The organism is Siphonobacter sp. SORGH_AS_0500 (assembly GCF_031453245.1).
In the GTDB taxonomy this organism is placed as follows: domain Bacteria; phylum Bacteroidota; class Bacteroidia; order Cytophagales; family Spirosomataceae; genus Siphonobacter.
This window is the reverse complement of the sequence record NZ_JAVIYT010000001.1, coordinates 2,304,637-2,321,986: the sequence shown is the minus strand read 5'-3', so window position 1 is coordinate 2,321,986 and position 17,350 is coordinate 2,304,637. Positions and strand designations below refer to the sequence as shown.

The 17,350-nt window shown below is 43.2% G+C and carries 18 protein-coding genes; 9 read left to right on the top strand and 9 right to left on the bottom strand.

Annotation, left to right across the window (positions count from 1 at the left end; translation table 11 throughout):
* Window positions 1–16: 16 nt before the first annotated feature.
* Window positions 17–1,348 (top strand): xylose isomerase, encoded by a 1,332-nt coding sequence (xylA, locus tag QE357_RS09835; protein WP_309707082.1) that lies wholly within the window; start codon window positions 17–19, stop codon window positions 1,346–1,348.
* Between the two features lie 85 nt (window positions 1,349–1,433).
* On the opposite strand, the gene QE357_RS09830 is transcribed toward xylA, so the two are convergent.
* The 5 genes from QE357_RS09830 to QE357_RS09810 form a co-directional block, all read right to left on the bottom strand.
* Window positions 1,434–1,649, bottom strand: a complete 216-nt coding sequence (locus QE357_RS09830; protein ID WP_106635050.1) for a hypothetical protein — start codon at window positions 1,647–1,649, stop codon at window positions 1,434–1,436.
* Between the two features lie 284 nt (window positions 1,650–1,933).
* Window positions 1,934–2,188: a hypothetical protein gene (locus QE357_RS09825; protein ID WP_106634945.1), complete on the bottom strand. Its 255-nt coding sequence runs from the start codon at window positions 2,186–2,188 to the stop codon at window positions 1,934–1,936.
* Window positions 2,189–2,195: 7 nt separating this feature from the next.
* On the bottom strand, window positions 2,196–2,480 hold the full coding sequence (locus QE357_RS09820) for a hypothetical protein (protein ID WP_309707079.1): 285 nt from the start codon (window positions 2,478–2,480) through the stop codon (window positions 2,196–2,198).
* Window positions 2,452–2,844: an AAA family ATPase gene (locus QE357_RS09815; protein ID WP_309707077.1), complete on the bottom strand. Its 393-nt coding sequence runs from the start codon at window positions 2,842–2,844 to the stop codon at window positions 2,452–2,454. Before QE357_RS09815 ends, QE357_RS09820 begins: the two co-directional genes overlap by 29 nt.
* Window positions 2,845–3,059: 215 nt before the next feature.
* Window positions 3,060–3,413 carry a hypothetical protein gene (locus QE357_RS09810; RefSeq protein WP_309707075.1) on the bottom strand — a complete coding sequence of 118 codons (354 nt, stop codon included), beginning with the start codon at window positions 3,411–3,413 and terminating at the stop codon, window positions 3,060–3,062.
* An 88-nt stretch (window positions 3,414–3,501) separates the two neighbouring features.
* On the opposite strand from QE357_RS09810, the gene QE357_RS09805 reads away from it, so the two are divergent.
* Window positions 3,502–4,167, top strand: coding sequence for a DUF3431 domain-containing protein (locus tag QE357_RS09805; protein ID WP_309707073.1), 666 nt, complete (start codon window positions 3,502–3,504; stop codon window positions 4,165–4,167).
* A 168-nt stretch (window positions 4,168–4,335) separates the two neighbouring features.
* On the opposite strand, the gene QE357_RS09800 is transcribed toward QE357_RS09805, so the two are convergent.
* Both QE357_RS09800 and QE357_RS09795 read right to left on the bottom strand, forming a co-directional pair.
* Window positions 4,336–6,621, bottom strand: a complete 2,286-nt coding sequence (locus QE357_RS09800) for a GH92 family glycosyl hydrolase (protein WP_309707071.1) — start codon at window positions 6,619–6,621, stop codon at window positions 4,336–4,338.
* Between the two features lie 385 nt (window positions 6,622–7,006).
* On the bottom strand, window positions 7,007–8,131 hold the full coding sequence (locus QE357_RS09795; RefSeq protein WP_309707069.1) for an aldo/keto reductase: 1,125 nt from the start codon (window positions 8,129–8,131) through the stop codon (window positions 7,007–7,009).
* Window positions 8,132–8,379: 248 nt separating this feature from the next.
* On the opposite strand from QE357_RS09795, the gene QE357_RS09790 reads away from it, so the two are divergent.
* Window positions 8,380–10,740, top strand: a complete 2,361-nt coding sequence (locus QE357_RS09790; RefSeq protein ID WP_309707067.1) for an ATP-binding protein — start codon at window positions 8,380–8,382, stop codon at window positions 10,738–10,740.
* A gap of 225 nt (window positions 10,741–10,965) precedes the next feature.
* Here QE357_RS09790 and QE357_RS09785 read toward each other — a convergent pair whose 3' ends face one another.
* Window positions 10,966–11,364 (bottom strand): hypothetical protein, encoded by a 399-nt coding sequence (locus tag QE357_RS09785; protein WP_309707065.1) that lies wholly within the window; start codon window positions 11,362–11,364, stop codon window positions 10,966–10,968.
* 271 nt (window positions 11,365–11,635) lie between these two features.
* On the opposite strand from QE357_RS09785, the gene QE357_RS09780 reads away from it, so the two are divergent.
* Both QE357_RS09780 and QE357_RS09775 read left to right on the top strand, forming a co-directional pair.
* On the top strand, window positions 11,636–12,196 hold the full coding sequence (locus tag QE357_RS09780) for a hypothetical protein (protein WP_309707063.1): 561 nt from the start codon (window positions 11,636–11,638) through the stop codon (window positions 12,194–12,196).
* A 576-nt stretch (window positions 12,197–12,772) separates the two neighbouring features.
* A complete protein-coding gene (locus QE357_RS09775; RefSeq protein ID WP_309707061.1) occupies window positions 12,773–13,159 on the top strand; it encodes a hypothetical protein in 387 nt (128 codons plus the stop codon).
* Window positions 13,160–13,502: 343 nt separating this feature from the next.
* Here the strand turns inward: QE357_RS09775 and QE357_RS09770 are convergent, their stop codons facing one another.
* On the bottom strand, window positions 13,503–13,721 hold the full coding sequence (locus QE357_RS09770) for a hypothetical protein (RefSeq protein ID WP_309707059.1): 219 nt from the start codon (window positions 13,719–13,721) through the stop codon (window positions 13,503–13,505).
* A gap of 135 nt (window positions 13,722–13,856) precedes the next feature.
* Here QE357_RS09770 and QE357_RS09765 point away from each other — a divergent pair, with 135 nt between their 5' ends.
* From QE357_RS09765 to QE357_RS09750, 4 genes are all read left to right on the top strand, one after another.
* The gene (locus QE357_RS09765; protein WP_309707057.1) at window positions 13,857–14,249 is read left to right on the top strand and encodes a hypothetical protein; all 393 of its coding nucleotides are present in this window, start codon (window positions 13,857–13,859) and stop codon (window positions 14,247–14,249) included.
* A 755-nt stretch (window positions 14,250–15,004) separates the two neighbouring features.
* The gene (locus QE357_RS09760; protein ID WP_309707055.1) at window positions 15,005–15,397 is read left to right on the top strand and encodes a VOC family protein; all 393 of its coding nucleotides are present in this window, start codon (window positions 15,005–15,007) and stop codon (window positions 15,395–15,397) included.
* Window positions 15,398–15,492: 95 nt separating this feature from the next.
* A complete protein-coding gene (locus QE357_RS09755) occupies window positions 15,493–15,804 on the top strand; it encodes an isochorismate lyase (RefSeq protein ID WP_309707053.1) in 312 nt (103 codons plus the stop codon).
* Between the two features lie 321 nt (window positions 15,805–16,125).
* Window positions 16,126–17,319, top strand: coding sequence for an AraC family transcriptional regulator (locus QE357_RS09750; protein WP_309707051.1), 1,194 nt, complete (start codon window positions 16,126–16,128; stop codon window positions 17,317–17,319).
* Window positions 17,320–17,350: the final 31 nt, after the last annotated feature.

Here is a 17,350-nt window from a genome sequence, read left to right as displayed (position 1 = left end):
CTTAAACGATTAAATCATGGCCGTTTTATTAGGCGAAAAGGAATATTTTCCCGGCATCGGGAAGATTAACTACGAAGGTCCCGAATCAGATAATCCACTGGCATTCCGCTGGTATGATGAAAATCGGGTGGTAGCAGGTAAAACCCTGAAAGAGCACTTCAAGTTTGCTATGGCTTACTGGCACACCCTCGTGGGTGATGGCTCCGATCCCTTCGGTCCCGGCACGCACGTATATCCCTGGGATAGCTCTTCTGATCCCATTCAACGCCTGAAAGATAAAGCTGACGCGGCGTTCGAGTTTACTACGAAATTAGGGCTGCCCTATTTCTGTTTTCACGACGTTGACGTGGCTGATTACACCAATAATGTCGTAGAATTCGAAGGTCGTCTGCAAACCTGGGTGGATTATGCCAAAGGTAAAATGGCCGAATCAGGTACGAAGTTGCTTTGGGGTACAGCGAACGTATTCTCGAATCCGCGTTACATGAACGGAGCTTCTACCAACCCTGATTTTGCAGTTCTGGCTCACGCGGGTGCTCAGGTGAAAGGAGCCATTGACGCAACGATTGCTTTAGGTGGTGAAAACTACGTATTCTGGGGTGGTCGTGAAGGGTACATGACTTTACTGAACACGGACATGAAACGTGAGCAGGAGCACATGGCAAAATTCCTGCACACAGCGAAAGATTACGCTCGTAGCCAGGGCTTTAAAGGTACGTTCTTCATCGAACCTAAGCCTATGGAGCCTACCAAACACCAGTATGATTTCGACGCGGCAACGGTAATCGGCTTCCTGCGTCAGTACGATTTACTGAACGACTTCAAATTGAACCTGGAAGTAAACCACGCGACTCTGGCGGGCCATACGTTCTCACACGAGTTACAAGTTGCTGCTGACGCGGGTATGCTAGGTAGCATCGATGCCAACCGGGGTGATTACCAGAATGGTTGGGATACAGATCAGTTTCCGAACGATATTTATGAACTGACGGAGTCTGCCCTGATCTTGCTGGAATCAGGTGGATTGCAGGGCGGTGGCGTAAACTTCGATGCCAAACGTCGTCGTAACTCAACGGATCCTGCCGATCTGTTCTACGCTCACGTAGGGGCGATGGACATTTTCGCAAAATCATTCATCATCGCTGATAAAATCCTGACTTCTTCCGATTACAAGAAGATTCGTACGGATCGTTACGCCAGCTTTGATTCGGGTAAAGGGAAAGAATACGAAGAAGGTAAATTAAACCTGACGGATTTACGCAATCTGGCCGTAGAATTAGGCGAACCAGAAACCCGTTCTGGTCGTCAGGAATACCTGGAGAATGTGATTAACCGTTTTATTTTGTAGTGGAGTAGCAGTAATCATTGCTTATTAAGTAAAAGAGGGCTCTCGTTAAACGAAGGCCCTCTTTTGCTTTTTACTGAGTTATCTTTTATACCCGGTCAGACTGGCGACTTTGTTCGCGGTCACGGTTCTGATCTTGGTTTTGATCCTGACGACGAGTGCTGTCTTCCTGGTGCTGCTGACCTTGGTCCATTCCTTGCTGACGACCACTCTGTTGTCCAGATTGTTGGGATTGACGATTTTCCTGATTCTGATCGTTTTGCTGACCTTGTTGACGGCCACCTTGTTGCGATTGATTGTTCATGATTTTACTAATTTGAGGTTTTGTTGCATAGGGACGACTAATCGTCACTTATCTTGATAAAAGACCTATACCACTGTACTTTTTCAATAAATATTATTGCGTTTCTTACACAAAAGTCCCCAGTGTTTCCACGACTCCTCACAACTTTCCAATCTGAAGCTGTTCTTAAAATGATACCAAAGGCTAATAATGGCGGTTATCTCCACCTAAATTTTTAAATAAAAAAGGTCTGAGATGCTTCTATCTCAGACCTCCTCCTGATACCTAACTCGTATCATAAATGCCTACTTATTCAAGTCTTCTTCGATAAGTTTCAATACGTAATCCCGAACTGTCATTTCATCTTCGGCCACTTTGATCTTCATTTTCTTGAATAGGGCTTTTGGCATATCGACACTAATTCGAGTCAATTCAATTTTAGTAGAGTGAATATTCTTTACATCTTTCTCCGTTTTATCGATGTCGATAGTGGATGATTTAACGGCGATTTTGGGAGCCAGGCCCAATGTCCCTTTTAAGCCTACCGATTCTTTTGCCATACCTTAATTAATTATTTACAACTTCTACATATTTAATTAACTCATTAAAGAGGTTTACCAGCTCCGTTTTCGCTTTCGGATCTTTGTATTCCACTACGCCTACGCCTTTAATGACGGCTTCGCGGTAAGCGGTTCGGGTACCTAAGGTAGTTTGAAAAACTGGAATTGATGAATCTTCCAGCACATCTCTAACTTCTTTGGCCAGGTTAATGTTTGACTGAAATTGGTTTAGAATGAAGTACGCCGGAATGGGAGCTTCTTTTTCATGAACTGCATCCTGGTAACGCTCCATGAATTGTTCCCGTCGCCCACATATCCAGACCACTCGGTAAGATCGGGATTAATAACACATCGGCCAGAAGGATAATCTTGCTGGTTACTTTATTCAGTGACGGCGTACCATCAATCACAATGACTTCATAGTCCCGGGCCAGAATCTTTACATTCTTCGACAGTTCAATGCCATCGGGCTGACCGAATACCGGAATGGCCGGATTGTCTTCGGAACGCAATCCCGACCAGCGAATTGTACTCTGGTTGGTATCCACGTCAATGATGCAGACTTTATAACCCGCGTGAGCAAAGCAAACGGCTAAATTTTGTGATAAGGTGGACTTCCCAACCCCTCCCTTCAAACTAGTAACGGATATAATCATAAGCTTAAGATTTCAACAATTATACGGCCTGAATCGCTTACTCAGATTATTTATTTTTACTTATTTGAGTAAATTTTTATTTACACAAATAATGTTTTACCTATAATTAGTTAACTATCAGATACTTGTCTAAAATAATATCAACACAAAAAAAGCGGTAGCAGGAAAAGAGTCCTGCTACCGCTTTGGGGTATTAACCTAAAAGAGCTACGTTACTATACCAGAGGAATGTCACGTTCGGGGCGAGCTTGATCGCCAGCGAGTTCGTCATCTTCTGGGAAACGCTCTTCCAGGTCTTTATATCGACGGTCATGCGTAGCATTGGCGTCGTTTAAAAACTGAGCTTCTGGATTAGGATCTTCACCATATACTTTTTCTGATCCTGCCTCTTTTTCAATGATGTCCTCTTCAGGATCATAAGGGCCGCCTACCGGTTTTTCGATGGGTTGCGTAATAGTGCTGTTCTTTCCTGCTTCTGAAGACGAGCCTTGGTTATTTACTAAATTCGTATCGGCAGTGGCTGAGCCCAGCGACGTACCAGCGTGTTTTTCTTTATGACGGTTAAACATGATCTTATCTATTTTTGTGGTTATGGATCTACACTACTAAGTAAAAAAGCAATGCCAGCCTCCCACCAGAATTGCGTATTTTTGCCGGATGCAATTTGAATTAGTAGTCGCCCATTACAACGAAAATCTCAATTGGCTTCGCAAAGTCCCGAAGCTTATTCAGCAGACGGTTTATCATAAAGATTCCAGCCAAACCTACGAGTCTGGCATTCGCTTACCTAACGTGGGGCGGGAAGCTCATACGTATCTACATCATATTCTTGAAAAGTACGATTCTCTGGCTGAAATCACGGTTTTTTGCCAGGGAAAGCCCTTTGACCATGCTTTCGATTTTCATAAAACCTTACGCGAACTAGCCGCTGGTGAACGACAGATAAACGGCTTTCAATGGCTGGGTCACCTGATTGATACGGATGATAAAGCAGGAGAGAAATTATTCAAAACCTGGAGTAAAAATGAAGACGCCCGCGGGCTGGATATTGCGGGTTACTATCGGGCTTTGACCGGCCTAGAAGGCCCCGAGAAGTATACCTTCGTATTGGGGGCTCAGTTCATCATCCATCGGGAAATAATTCAACAAAAGCCGAAATCCTATTACCAGCACGCTCTTGAACTTTCCATTACTTTTCCAGATGCAGCTCATTGTTACGAACGTACCTGGGATAAAGTTTTCGGAGTTCAAGGCATCCCCGATGAAGTTCTTCAGGGTCGCGAGACGGTGCATCTCAAACCCATGCGACATCAAACTTTATAAAGTAGCAAGGCTGGCGTTTAGCTTTCGGTATGATCTGTATTACAAGTTAGATTTTTGTCAGGAGCCCGTTTAACTTCCCGAAAGGTTAAAACTTTCGGGAAGCTCCAATGTAAACTACCTGTCCCCTGCATTTTCGTCAAAAGCCAATGGTTAGCTTTCTGTCATAAATTACTTTTTAACAGGTTTAGCCGACATGTAGAACGTCAGTTTACCCCCGTTCATAAGGTCTGCGTGCGAAAGCGTGTAGTTCGTTACGGGCTTACCATTCAGTACAATCTTTTGTACATACACATGCTTATCGCTTTGGTTAATGGCCTCTACCGTAAACGTCTTTCCATTCTCCAGAGTTAGAACAGCATTCTTCACCGCCGGACTTCCTAACGAATAAAGATCAGAACCGGGAGCTACGGGATAAAAACCCAGCGACGAAAAAATGTACCAGGCACTCATCTGACCGCAATCATCATTCCCTCCCAGGCCGTCGGATGTTGGCTTATACTGCATGTTCAGAATCATCCGTACCCGTTCCTGCGTTTTCCAGGGTTGACCCGCCCAGTTGTAGAGGTAAGCCACGTGGTGAGCAGGTTCATTCCCGTGTACATAACCCCCAATAATGCCCTCGCGAGAAATGTCTTCCGTTTCAGCGAAGAACTTATCGGGTAAATGCATGGAGAATAAAGTATCCAGACGAGTAGCAAATTTCTTAGCTCCCCCCATCATTTCCATCATTGTGGCAGGATCATGAGGAACGAAGAAACTGTAATTCCACGTATTCCCTTCGATGAAACCCTGACCGTGCGTACTCAATACGTCGAACTCTTTCTTAAAGCTACCGTCTGCCAACCGTGGACGCATGAAACCGATGGATTTATCATACACATTTTTCCAATTCTGCGAACGTTTTAAATAGCTCTCATACACTTCCTGGCGATTCAGTTTTTTGGCAATCTGAGCAATACACCAATCGTCATAAGCATATTCGAGCGTATTTGAAACAGACGTCCCATTCTTTTCTGCCGGAACGTACCCCGTGTCGATGTACTCCCCAATGCCCTCATAATCACGGTGATTAGACGTGGCCATACAGGCCTCCAGAGCCTTATGGGCATCACCCGTATAAACGCCCTTGATAATGGCATCGGCTACTACCGAAACGCTGTGGTAACCACTCATACACCAGTTTTCATTGGCATAATGTGACCAGATGGGTAACATTTTCAGAGCACTCTGGTCATAATGAGCCATCATGGATTTCACCATGTCATTATTACGCGAAGGCTGAATAATGTTAAAATACGGATGCAAAGCCCGGTAGGTATCCCAAAGCGAAAACGTAGTATAATTTACAAAATCCTTCGCCGTATGAACGCCCTGATCCAAGCCTTTGTATTGCCGATTCGCGTCCATGTATTCCGTTGGATTAATGAACGTGTGATACATGGAAGTATAGAAATTGACCAGGTTATCTTCAGAGGTTTCTACCTGAATTTTGTTCAGTTCCTTGTTCCAGGATGCCTGAGCTTCCGCTTTTACCCGGTTAAAGTCCCAGTGGGGCACTTCTTCTTTCAGGTTTTCCAGAGCATTTTCCTGACTTACGGGCGAGATTGCCATTTTCAGTTTCACCTGCTCCCCTTCTGCCGTCGCAAAATCGAAGTGCATACGAATGCGTTTTCCCGCAATCTCGGGGAAATTATGGTTCTGATCGAACTTCCGCCAGAAACCCCGATAGACCTGATTCTTGTCGAGATTTTTCTGTCCGTAAGACTTGAAAGGCTTTGAAAAGGATAAAGCAAAATATTCCGTGCGGGTACGAGCCCAGCCATTGGTTTGACGGTAACCCGTAATGAGCGAATCATTCACTACCCGAACGTACGTCCAGATTACTTTATCATCGTAGTTATAAATCCCCGAAGCTAAATCCAGAATAAGGTGCGAATCTTTTGATTTCGGAAAAGTGTACTGATGAAAACCAACCCGCTTGGAAGCCGTCAACTCCGCCAGAATATGATCATCGTCGAGTTTAACTTTATAATACCCTGCCTCAGCGACTTCATTCGTATGCGAAAACGCCGAACGGTAGCCCGTCTTTGGGTCTGAGGCTACACCGGGATTGAGTTGAAGCTTCCCCTGCGTTGGCATAATAAGAAAATCACCTAAGTCGGAATGACCCGTTCCACTGAAATGCGTATGACTAAAACCGACAATGGTTTTATCTTCATACTTATACCCCGCACAATACTTATAGACCTCGCCATTATACTTGCCATTGAGTTCATACGAAATCGTATCAGAATCAGGACTTAACTGCACCGAACCAAAAGGTACGGTAGCCCCGGGAAAGGTATGCCCCATTTTCTCGGTACCAATCAAGGGTTTCACGTAAGGCACCAGATTCTTCTGAGCGAAGGAGTAAAGGAAAATGAATTGAAAACCTAGAGTAAGTATTATTCGCATCTGTTTTTTCTTAAAATTAACGTTTCTTGAGGATTCTCAACCGACTCCCGATACCTAAAGCGACGGAATGATGGCCTTTCAGCTCGTGAATCTGTTAAGGGTTAGCGACTGATTTCATACAAATTATAGCACTTAAGCAGGATTTAGAACTCTTCTAACCGCAACATTTTTTATGCGGCCTGAATACCCCTAAAAGTTAGCAAGTACGCCTTACGTATAATGACAAAAGCCTCCTGTTTTAGACACAAGAGGCTTTTTATCGTCCATACTACCAGCTATTTAAGGGGTTCTGGTACTGCTTTTTCTGCGTGATAAGGCTTTAGTAACTGAAGTAAGTAATCCCGAAACCCTGCTTGTGATGCGAGCAGGGTTTCTTTTGGTTTGATTAACCCACTTTAGGCGTGGGAGCCTGTTCGGAAATCAGCTTTTGGGCTTTTAGTTCTTGCCATACCTCAGCCGGTACCTTTGCTTTCATCGAAATCGCGTTTTCGGAAGCTTGTTGAGCCGTTCGTGCTCCGGGAATAACCGCCGAAACAACCGACGGAGCCGCTGAGAAATGCAAAGCGACGGTTCGCAAATCCGTTCCGTGTTTTTTCGCAATGGCACTGATCTTCTCCCGCTTTTGCTTATACCCTTCGGGCATTTGCCCACTGTAATTATAGCGATCCACACCCGCCAGAAAACCAGCATTCAGTGGAGCACCCACCACTATTGACACGTCTTTTTTCTCACAGGCCGGGAAAAGCCGGTCCAGAGCATCCTGATGATACATGAGCGAATATTGCGTGGCTGAAAGGCAAACATCTGGATCAGCTACTTCGAGCGTCTTTAGAATAGGTTCGATGGTATTAACCCCCAATCCCCAACCTTTAATTATCCCTTCTTCCCGCATTTTAGTCAGCTCGGGCATGGCTCCTTTGGCAGCAATCTCGAATTGCTCCGTCCAGCGTTCTTTTAAATCTCCATTATCGGGCGATAAATCGTGAATGAACACGATATCAATGCTGTCCAGACCTAAGCGTTGCAGGCTATCTTCTACGGAACGGCGGACGCCCGAGGCCGTGTAATCATATGCATGCTGAAAAGGCGAAGGATTTTGCCACAGGGCTTTGGGCGGCGTTTTAGTAGCTTTGAGAATACGCCCAACCTTCGTGGACAATACATAATCCTCGCGTTTCTGATTCTTGAGAAAATGACCAAAGCGTCTTTCGCTCAACCCCAATCCATACCAGGGAGACGTGTCAAAATAACGAACCCCCTGTGCCCAGGCTGCTTCCAGTGCCTGTTCAGCATCCTTGTCGGAAGTAAGCTTAAATCCGTTACCAATCGCTACCCCACCCAAACCCGAGTGATAAGGCAGCCGATAATGTTTCCTGGCTATTTTCTGGTCTTCTGTCATGGTTTCTGGTTCATTTGAAGGTTCGCTCCAGAAGGGAGTAAGCAATGGTGCCGTACCGGTCAACGCCACTCCTTTTAAGGTATTCGTAAGAAAATGTCGGCGAGTAATCATAGCGTTCCGTTGCGTAAAGAAGTGTAGATTAATCGTTTAAATCGTCAAAAAACAGCTTTTCTTCAAACCATCCTTCGATCTGGTATTAACCCATTTGAAGTTGAATTGATTGAAAAAAATTGAATTTATCCTCATCCTTACTTATCTATTCACAATACCTAGGTTTTACTCATCTAAATTTCTAAACATTCAAGTATGTTTATGTGATTTTTCACCTAATTTGATCAGCATAACTATCCGGCAGTTCTATGCCTACCCCAACAAACCTTCACTCTGAAATCAAACGATTGCAACTGGCTTTACAGGTGGCCGGAATCGGCACCTGGAGTTACGAACCAACAACGCAGGAAATCGTATGCAACGACCTGGCCCAATCGCTTCTGGGGTACTCCGGCGAAGGCCGCATTTCCTTCCTTCAATTTCTGGCGTGTATCCATCCTGAAGATCATCATCAAATCATCCAACGTTTTCACTTTACCCCTAATACGCCTACTGCTTCCGCTTTTGAAGTACAATTCCGAACGAAAGATGCTTTTCAATGGCGGCGGATGAAGGGTAAGATTTTAACACTGGAAAACTCTTTTGAATTAACGGGTATCATTGAAGAAATGGCTCCGCACCAGCCTTCTCAGAAACTAGCAGAACTGGCTTTTCAGAACCAGGAAGTCGGTTTTTGTATCGTTAATCTCAAGAGTAATGCCATTGAATACTCTCCCTCGTATGCCTGGCTGATGACGGGTAATGCAGCGGCCCAGCTCAGCCGATTTGCTTTCGTACAATACTTTCACCCAGAGGATGAGTTACTCCGACAGGCGGCTTACTCTACCCTCATGGAAACGGGTCAGGTGTATTTTGAACCCCGAGTCGTTTGGGATGACGGCTCGATTCATCGGATCAGGGCAAGGTGTGCCTATGATACTGAAAGGAAACCGGATTACTTTAAACTCATTATTACTTCCTATAAAGAAGCTCCGGTTTCTCATGGGTCTGCTGATCTCTATCCACGCTTCCAGACGCTGATTACCGCCTCCCCGATTGCCATGGGCTTGGTTTCGGGAGAAGACATGACGCTTGAAATTGCGAATGAAGCTTTGTTTAAGCTTTTGCAGAAAGGACGTGAACTCATTGGCAAGTCCTGTTTGGAAAGCCTGACCGACTGGGCTGAGCATGATTTCATCCAGGATCTGAGAAGAGTTCATCAACGTAAAGAAGCTTATACTTCTGCCGAGTTACCTGTGAATGAGCCATCTGACTCGATTGCGAAACGTTATTACCAATTTCACTATACCCCAGTTGCAACCGGAACCGGCCACACCACCACGCTGATTGTAGCCGTTGATGTCACGGATGTAGTGGTTCAACGACAAAACGCCATTGAAGCTCAGGCTACCCTGATGGGTGCCGTTGAACTGGCTCAATTAGGTACCTGGGAGCTGGATTTAAAAACGGACGAAATCATTTTCTCTGATCGGATGCGGCAATGGTATGGGTTTGACAGTGAAAAAGTAATCACGCTGGAAGCCTTTTTCGAGTCCGTTCGGAAATCGGATGTGCCTCGACTGAAAGAAGCCCTGGCAGGAGCTTTTCTTCTCCAGAGCATTTACGATGTAGAGTATACGCTGGAAAACGTTCATACGCATACAGAACGCATTTTGCATGCTCAGGGAAAGATCTTTTACGATGCCAAAAATGAGCCCTACAAAGTCAGTGGAACCGCTCAGGATGTTACCAAACAGCGAAAACTTCAGTTTGCTTTGGAAAGTCAGATTCAGGCACGAACGGAAGAGCTGGCGGTAGCCAATGGGGAATTAATCCATACGAATGAAAAGCTAGCCCGTACAATTGACGAACTGGCGGAATTGAACCTGCATTTAATGCGTTCGAACGAAAGTCTGGAACAGTTTGCCTATATCGCCAGTCACGATTTACAAGAGCCGCTGCGTAAAATTCAGCAGTTTGGTGATTTGCTAAAGAAGAAATTCCAACCTACGGCCAAGGATGAATTGCTGTATCTAAACCGAATGCAGGATGCCGCCAAACGGATGTCTTTATTGATTCATGACCTGCTCAATTTTTCCAAAATTTCCAGCCGCACGATCACATTAATACCTGTTTGTCTGAATGAGGTCTTTCAACAGATTCGGGATAATCTTTCGATTGTCATTGAAGAGTCCGGGGCTCAGGTCCAGCAGGCTCCATTGCCCAGCGTTCAGGGAGATGCCTCGCAATTGCGGCAGTTATTCCAGAATTTATTAAGCAATGCTCTAAAATTCAGCAGTCGTGACACGCTAGGCAATGCGACAATTCCAAACATTCAGATTCGGTACCAGATTACGAAAGTTACCGATTTACCCCTTACTGTAAAACCCATTGTACAAACGCCCCTTTACCATCAAATTGATATTCAGGATAACGGTATTGGTTTTGACGAACAATACCTTGACCGGATTTTTCAGGTTTTTCAGCGGTTACACGGTAAAAACGAGTTCGCCGGAACAGGCGTCGGCCTGGCCATTTGCCTGAACGTAGTCAATAACCACGGCGGAGCCATCACCGCTTATAGTGTCGTGGGTAAAGGATCTATTTTTACGGTTTATTTTCCAGCATAGAGACTTTCTAAAATAATATTGTCTCGCTTTTGATGAACGAATCTGTCATCCACAAGGAAGGACGTTGGGGGAAACTTTACTATCCCCAATACGGGATTAGAACAGGAGTAACTCCCAACGTCATAGCCACTAAGCAAACAGCTTAGATTTATAGCACTACCCCTAGTACAGTCTATCTGAAACTTTCAGCCCATTTTCTACGACTTATGCAACATTGATCGTCTACTAGTAACCTTCACATCCATCCGTAAGCTTTTTTGCTAATTTCATTTCTATACCGGCAAGCCTACTTGAGTTAATAGCCTGAAGCGTTCTTTCATAAGTAAGTACTTGGTTTATAATTTCTTTATCTAGATTAAACGTAGGGTATTTTGACAAATAATAGCTAAGATAACCAGGCCAGACAAAAGTACCATCGGTGTAATAGGCATTAGGTGCAATAAGAGCGTTGTCTACCACATCAAAGCTGTAACCCAGCCAGCTAAGAACAATAGCTCCATTTTCTAAATGGTTTATGAGTTGACGCATGAGGCTTTCCTCTTTCTGTCCCTGTGTAAGATATTCCTGAAAAGTTTTTGCCTCTTCTATAAGATCATGTTCTGTAATAAAACCAATAAATTTCATCGTTAAAAGTATAAAATTGAAAGCTATTCTTTGCAGGAAAAATACGATGCCACTTGGAAAACTCAAAGGTCTGTAAAAGTAATCGCCCACTCTCCTTGATTCGCAAAGGATAGTAATTAGACTTATCTATTATTTTTATTCCGTAACTTACTTGCATTTTCGGATCATCACGCTACTGATGGAAGTTGCAAATCTGAAAGAGCAGACTTTAAAATCCCAATCATAAAATACGAAGAATCGAGTTAATACAGCATTTCAAACGAGTCAATGTATGTTTCTTAAATGGATGAAAGTCCTGCTTATCGTTGGTTTAGCGACGGTAACCGTGAGCTTGATGATTCAGTATATGAAGGTTACCTCGGTAGCTTTTAGCTTGGGACTCAATTTCGGACTCATGTTCTGGTTTACCCTGTTTGAATCCCAGCTCAAGCCCAAGCTGAATTCTCACTATTTTGATTTACAGCCTTTTGAGAAGCAGGGGAAACTCTATCAGATGCTAGGTGTAGAATGGTACCGAACGATTCTAATCAAAAGTGGTTGGGAGAAATTGAGGCAGCAGCAAACGCCCATCAAAAAAAACCTTCGTGACTTTCAAGCTTACGAACGAGCTTCCCGAGTAGCCGAAGTAGGCCATTTGGTTATTGGCCTTATCGTCTTAGCAATCACGGGCTACGTTTCATTAACCCATTCGTTTTTAGATGCCGTATGGCTGATTCTCTTTAACATTCTTTTCAATTTCTACCCTATTTTACTACAACGTTATACTCGTCCCCGGTTACAACGTATGATTCAAAGGTTCCAATCGGTACATGCTATTAGATATAATGAATAGTAGTTCATTCCTGAAACTATTATTATGATTCATCATAGGAGTCTCTTCTATTTTTATAAACTTGGGAACGGTTAACCTACGACTGACCATTAATTGCACCATACCCCTAACATGTCCGTACCCCAATTGCTTCCAATCGCTCAGATGGAAGATTAACAGACACACTACCTAGGAAAGACAAAAGACGCCAGACTTTTTTGGGGCTACTCAACATTTCTAAAGCCCACGCCCGAAGCTCATGTAGAAGGAATTAACTGGCGAAGTATCCGTAAAGAATACCTGGTGATACATCTGTTTGATAGTAAAGGAAATCATCTGGAAACAAAACACTGGTATGCAGGGGTAACTTCGGAAGTCAACCAGGAAGCTATAGCTCAAAATAGAAGCGATGGTAGCTGATTTAGGCGAAGTAACGTACCAGGATATAAAAATTAAACTATTTCAGGTGCAAATTGATGGATACACTTTCGGCCTTATTCCAGATGAAGAAGAGGAAAGGGTGCATGTGCAACCGTCAGTTTTGAAGAGCCTTGGGATGGTGAATATTACACTTAATAGCAGACTCAAAGCATTTCAATGATGATAGATGTTAACAAGCGAATAAAAATTAACTTGTTAAAAACCCCAATTCTGGGAGTTTCATTCGTTTCAGGCCTTTTCCCTGATAAATACTCCTTATCTGACTTTGCCTATGGTGAACTGCTGATTTTTGAAAATAACTATCCCCAATACTATGTCTATTTGTTAGATAACTACTATAAAGACCTGATTAGCTATGCAGCAGCTCAGAGTATTTCCATCGATGTATTATTAAACCAGATGTTTAAATTTCATAATCTGACTTTAACTACTAGACAATCTATCTATGGCTTTGAAAGATTCTCTAAATCATCCTCTGAAGAATGGCATCTGCCTTACTTACCTATGGATTACTGGCTAGAGTATAGAGCAACTTTGCACTAGTGAATTAATAATTACATTAGTGTATTTGATAATTTATGGTTCCAGTAGAGCCATAAGCTTCATGTAGGTTTCAAAAAAATACTAGTTATTCCTGACTGATTACAAAACAATTGTGGGTCACAAAATCGTATGCCATAAATGTGAAGATTAAATCGTGCAGGTTTAAATCTTAAAAATAAAGAAGTTAAATAGATAACAACAAACCATTCGCTCATTAGTATATGCCGGTGTAAGCGAAAGTTTGACAATAGCTTACCTTTGATTTTTCTAAAATCTATAAAAACTAAATCACCTGATAATAAAGGGCGTTTAAAATTTTACATCCTAGAGAATTGCTTATTACTTACTTCTCAGCAACAGATCTCTTCTTTCCATACGTCACTGCAACAGCGATGGCACAAGCGACTCCCACATGGCTATAGTTAGGCTGATAGAGAGCCATGGCTTCTTCAAGTGGTAGCCCTTTCATAACCCGGTAGAGGACTTCGATGGCAAAAACGCAGACGAACATGCCTACTAAGGTAACTAAGAAGACTTTGATAAACTCTTTGTAAGTGGACATAAGCAGACGGTTAGGGGTGGATAGTTTATCTAAGATCGTACTTCCATGACTAGTAATAAAAGAAATTAGGATGAACGGCCTTGCAACCTATAATGCAAGTTCAGGGTCTGTACTGAACCAATTAAGTCTATGCCTATGCAATCCTATATCGTATCGGTCATCCTGCTTGCTTTCATCCTCTTCTCCTGCTCGAAAGAGCAAGCAAACGTTCATAAGCGTACATGTGTAGCGGTACGTTATACCCTGGAGTACTGCCCGGTTAAAGCTTCTCTGGTGACCTTTTTGGAGCCACGCTCGGACCTTCCTCGGCCTGCTCACTTGAGTACTATTTATACCTCTCAGGCAGCAGTACTTAATCTTCCAGATGAATTTAAGAAAACAGACACTGTGTTTTATCTGACCTTTCACTATGATGAAGACCGGGAAAAGAAAGAGAATGCTGAAGCTCCCTATATCTTCTGTCCAGCCCATATAGGAGTTAGTCCTATCATCGTTGGTGAATCAGCCTCCTGGCAGTCTTGCAAGTAAAGGGCGGTAGAGTTACTATTTAACCCTCCCCGGTAGCTAAAAGCGTCTAATCTACCCCCGGGTTTTAGGTGGAAGATTTTCAAAACATGATAGCTATGACGAAAGCTACGGTTCCTAAAAAGGCTCCGATGCTGTTGCAAACGGCTGAGATTCGGAATATTTGCCTGTAACTTGATGCGTCTGATACGATCGTTCCAAGAACGGCAATCACAACAGATGCTAGTATTGATAACAGTGAAAACCCAATCCATCTAGCTACTAGAATTAAAACCCATCCCTGTTCAATAAGCACAGCCTGTGAATCATCTTTAGAGCCCAAGTAAAAGCCAAAGGATAGTAATAGAGTAACTAATGTTGAGGCTATAATCAAGATCCAGGAGAAGTAGGAAAGCCGGAGGTTAATGTCCATAACTTTAGCGAGTATTGAACCAACCATTGAATCTACACAATCCTTGCAAACTAACAGTGGACTATATAGCCAACTCAGTTTAGGCAAACCACAAATACCTGATAATCAACAATTTGATTTTCACTCACAACGGGTACTGAAACGTTCGTTATCACGAAAAGCCTCTACAGTGGACTAGATAGCTAACGGTCCGCTCGCTTTGCTCACTGCCAGCAGACTCTTTACAGGTGATTCAGAATACCTATAACGTGGGATTATTCCACCCCTTTTGCATGGATTACCTTTAGATCTTGCAGTGATTAAATACCACCAGTACCGGTATTTAATCACTAGTTTAGCATCCTATATGAATCAACGCATTGCTCACCTGACCCTAGTAGTCCAAGATTACGATGAGGCGATAGACTTTTATACGACTAAGCTTGGGTTTACTTTGCTGGAAGATACGAAACTTAGCGAAACCAAACGCTGGGTGTTAGTGGCTCCAAAGGGCGATGGGTCGTGTGCTTTATTACTAGCCAAAGCGGATGGGCAAGCTCAGGAAAGCCGGGTTGGCAATCAAGCGGGTGGCAGGGTATTTCTCTTCCTTTACACCGACGACTTCGAAAGAGACTATCAGGCGTATCAGCAACAGGGAATCAAGTTTGTTAGACCTCCCAAAGAAGAAACCTACGGAAAAGTAGCCGTATTTGAAGACCTCTATGGCAATCTTTGGGACTTGCTAGAGCCGAAAGCTTAAATGTCTTCTAAAAAGATATTCACAACTAAATTGCTTCCCTAACAGCATCAGCTAGTTAATATAACATAACGATTGATTATACAATTAAGAAATACATGGATCATCCCTTTAAGAAGCCAGAAGATTGTCAGGACATGGTTGATATCAGGCAGGCTATTGATGCCCTCGATAAGGAAGTGATTCGTCTATGGGCACAGCGATTTGAGTATGTCAAAGCAGCGGCTAAGTTCAAAACCAATGAAACAGCGGTACGTGCTCCTGAACGCTTCACTGCTATGCTAGTGCAACGCCGAGACTGGGCCCAGCAGCAGGGATTAAATCCAGATATAATTGAAGGGCTCTATCGAACCTTAGTCACTCACTTCATTGAGGAAGAAATCAAACATTGGCAGAAACGCTCGACTTAATATACAGACACTTGTAAAACAGGGTCGGAATAGGCTTTTCCCGGACATGGGCTGGATAGCATTTACTAACGATATAAAGTAGCTAAAGTGCTGGGAGAAGAACGTTTTTCCAGTACTTACCTACTCATCTATTACAATCGTACGTGGAAACGTATACGTACGATAAATCAAATGGGGATTACCTTAGAAAAAAGTAGATTATACATAATGGGTTAGTGAAAAACAGCAACTAATCCTGGGAAAACCGATTTGCGGTGTCACTTCTACATAGATGCTTTTATTTCAAGCCTATACAAATACATTTTTTGTATCTAATTGACCATGAGTCACAATGCCGGATTTTCCCTTTTTGAAGTAATTATTCTCATTGGGATCGCCCAGGGTATCATTATTTCAGCAATGATTACCCTTCGCAAAAGACAACAATTGAATAAGTTGTTATTGTTAGCAGTGCTGATTACTTTCAATTTATTAGGTGTGAAAATATTGATTCACACTACCGGACTTTGGGACTCTGTATACTTTCGGTACTTCCCACTGGCATTTGAACTGCTCATTCAGCCACTCGTCTGGTTATACATCCATTCCCTGGTTTATGTCCCTTTTAAATTAAACAGAAAGCACTGGCCGCATTTTGTCCCCTTTGCTATTTCAATGGGATATGCACTTACTGTATACATGGCAACCTTATCGACCATGGATTTAAATGAAAAAGACGCTATTGCCAATGGCCTTTCGTTTAATCTAGTCAAGCAAATAGAGGAGGTTTTAGCCATCTTTTCAGCTATTATATACTGGTGGATGGGGGCAAGGTTAGTTCATCAGTATCGTCAATGGCTTTTTGATTATACCTCTACTACCGATTATCCCACCTACAATTGGCTTAGAAGGTTATCGCTGCTGTGCTTTATACTGATTGGAATCTGGGGGCTAACTTTCTTGCTGGAAAACTTCTCGATTTTCCAGATACGGCCCTTTGTCTATTTGCAGGTGTTTTTCATTTACCTTTCAAGCCTGGTGTATTACCTTGGTTTTAGGGGTTACATGATTGCAGACAACACGGTTATCCTTGCAAAGCTTTCCCAACAGCAGTTACTTTCATTCCTGCCGGCCCAGCGAAGCGGTCCTGTCTCACCCGTTTCTAATGACCAATCAAGTAAACAAAATTTACTAAAAGAACAGATCGAGAAGGTTTTGATAGAGCAAAAATTGTATTTGGATCCCGAGCTTACTATTCAGAAACTGGCGGATGTACTGGGCAGTAGCTCGTCAGTCGTGTCCAAGGTGATTAACCAATCATTTGGCAAGAGCTTTCGAACACTGGTTAATGAATACCGGGTAGAGGCGGTGAAAAGGATGCTGGATACCCCTCAATCACAAAACCTTTCCTTGCTAGGAATCGCATTTGAGTGCGGGTTTAATTCGGAGGCCAGCTTTTACAGGATTTTTAAATCAATCGCCGGGATTTCACCCAAAACCTATGTACAACAAAACAAACACTTCAAACAAGAGTAAGGGTATATCCGTATTCTGAGGTATCGACCCA